The organism is Vibrio sp. M260118 (assembly GCF_036533755.1).
Taxonomy (GTDB): domain Bacteria; phylum Pseudomonadota; class Gammaproteobacteria; order Enterobacterales; family Vibrionaceae; genus Vibrio.
Genome location: NZ_JATABG010000514.1, coordinates 1 through 1,917, shown reverse-complemented (window position 1 = coordinate 1,917; position 1,917 = coordinate 1). Strand labels below are relative to the sequence as shown.

3 protein-coding genes are annotated in these 1,917 nt (G+C 41.2%); 1 reads left to right on the top strand and 2 read right to left on the bottom strand.

Annotated features, from left to right (window positions below):
• On the top strand, window positions 1–200 hold a 200-nt coding region (locus QTO00_RS19035), incomplete at its 5' end, for a hypothetical protein (protein ID WP_331426152.1).
• A 606-nt stretch (window positions 201–806) separates the two neighbouring features.
• Here QTO00_RS19035 and QTO00_RS19030 read toward each other — a convergent pair.
• Window positions 807–1,214, bottom strand: a complete 408-nt coding sequence (locus QTO00_RS19030) for a hypothetical protein (protein ID WP_039485495.1) — start codon at window positions 1,212–1,214, stop codon at window positions 807–809.
• Between the two features lie 132 nt (window positions 1,215–1,346).
• Window positions 1,347–1,523 (bottom strand): hypothetical protein, encoded by a 177-nt coding sequence (locus QTO00_RS19025; RefSeq protein WP_155394588.1) that lies wholly within the window; start codon window positions 1,521–1,523, stop codon window positions 1,347–1,349.
• Window positions 1,524–1,917 lie beyond the last annotated feature (394 nt).

Below are 1,917 nucleotides of genomic sequence, written 5' to 3'. Positions count from 1 at the left end.
ACGCCGATCGGCTTATTGGCGCAAGCATCCTACTTAAACAGCCCGAAGCTCAATGCTTACCATGGCAACGATGCACGCTGTGGAACCATAGTGCAGCTCCGCGACACACGTGGGAAGTGGCACTAAATTTAAAAGGGCTTCTTAACGCCTTACTAACGGGCGATAACGCTATACCACCCAACTCGAATATTGTGCCATAAACACGGAGCTGAAATTGCGACTGAAGCTGCCAAGCGTTAGGAGTCCCTGTTAAGTAATTTGTTATGTGTACAATTAAGAGAATCCACATAACTTCGTAGATCCTTAGTTTTGTGATGAACTAGAAATCCGGAAGCCAAGTATAGAAGTGATAAGGCACCCCATACAATGTAACTTACAGAGTTGTCCTGATTGATGCCAATAAGAGCATTAAATGAAAACGCCACAACTAAAATAATATACCGCCAATACTGTAACTTTAATTCATACGTATTACTTTTTATATTTCGAGTGATCAGGACTGGCATTGTAGCCCATGACAGGCGAATACTAATTCGGTTTGCTTCAGATTTAGCCTTATATCCCTGTTTGATCAGTTCTTCCAATAAACTGTTCATTACTAACCTCCATATTCAATTGAGTTAGTATTGCGGGATGAATTGTTCATGTCTAGAAATGAAACGGAATCTGCGACTCAGATTAAACACATAACGCCGCGTTAAGTGGTGAACAACGCCAACCACCAAACCTAAACCATTGTACCTTAAACACTAAACCTGACTGGAACTGAAAGCGCCAAGCGTTGTGAATCCGCCTTAAACGCCTTGTTATGTTCGTAGCCTCGTATGCCACCTAGTTACTTCCGAAAGCCTACTTTCATAGACCTTATTCACAGTTGCTACATGAGCTGTGCAGTCAAAATTAAACAACACTACACGTTTTTTAATGGTTTTTACTCTATCCGTATCTACTTCAACTGTTAAACAAGCTTTCAATAACTTTGATAAGTCGATATTTTCCTTTATAGCTTCGCTTCTAAACCAAGCTGATAGCTCATTGGAAATATACAGTTCTAGCTCACCAACAATCGAATGTGAAACTGTTCCATCGAGCAAGTTAATACACAAGACACCATTGGGCAGCTCAGACAATGTTTCGAGGTCTTCCCCCATCCGCCAACCGGCAAACATTTTGGGTAAAACTTCAACGTAGTGATTAATCCTTTTTAGTCCCATATTCCCTCTAGAACATAACGCCCTGTTAAGGTGTGAGCAACGCAATACCGAAGCTCCCGCATACCACCTTAAGCACTAAACGCAACGCATAGTAAAAATGCCAAGCGTTGCGAATCACTCTTAAACAGATTGTTATGAGTTTCGTTTTCCACTGAAATAGAAGCCTGTCACAGCACCAGTTAATGTACCTACAAACGCCAAAACTTCAGAGAAGTGTTCTTTGCTGCCTACTACAGTCATCATTATCGCTGTTGATATTATGTATAGAGCAATGATTGGACCAGTACGGTTCTTTAACCTTGAAGACATTGGCTCTATATTGCAATGTCCTTTGCATACTGAACAAACTAACCCATAAGCTGGAGTATGTTTGAGAATAAAATTACGCCTTGCACAAATTGCACATGAACCTCCATCTTTCCCTGATGTGCAAGTTCCTGCTCCTTTTCAATGCATACACTCATGGAAAGTTACGTCATTTGCCATATCACCTATATCCCTTTATCTGAAGTTTATTAGGAACTCATAACGCCCTGTTAAGGGGTGAGCAACGCTATACGCAAAGCGCAGCATACCACCTTAAACACTAAAACCAACGCATAGTGAAAATGCCACGCGTTGCTCACCCCTTAACAGGGCGTTATGAGTTCCTAATAAACTTCAGATAAAGGGATATAGGTGATATGGCAAATGACGTAACTTT

Excerpts from the sequence above, each read along its gene's own strand:
- QTO00_RS19030 (WP_039485495.1), bottom strand. The coding sequence starts at position 1,214 with ATGGGACTAAAAAGGATTAATCACTACGTTGAAGTTTTACCCAAAATG.
- QTO00_RS19025 (WP_155394588.1), bottom strand. The coding sequence starts at position 1,523 with ATGTCTTCAAGGTTAAAGAACCGTACTGGTCCAATCATTGCTCTATAC.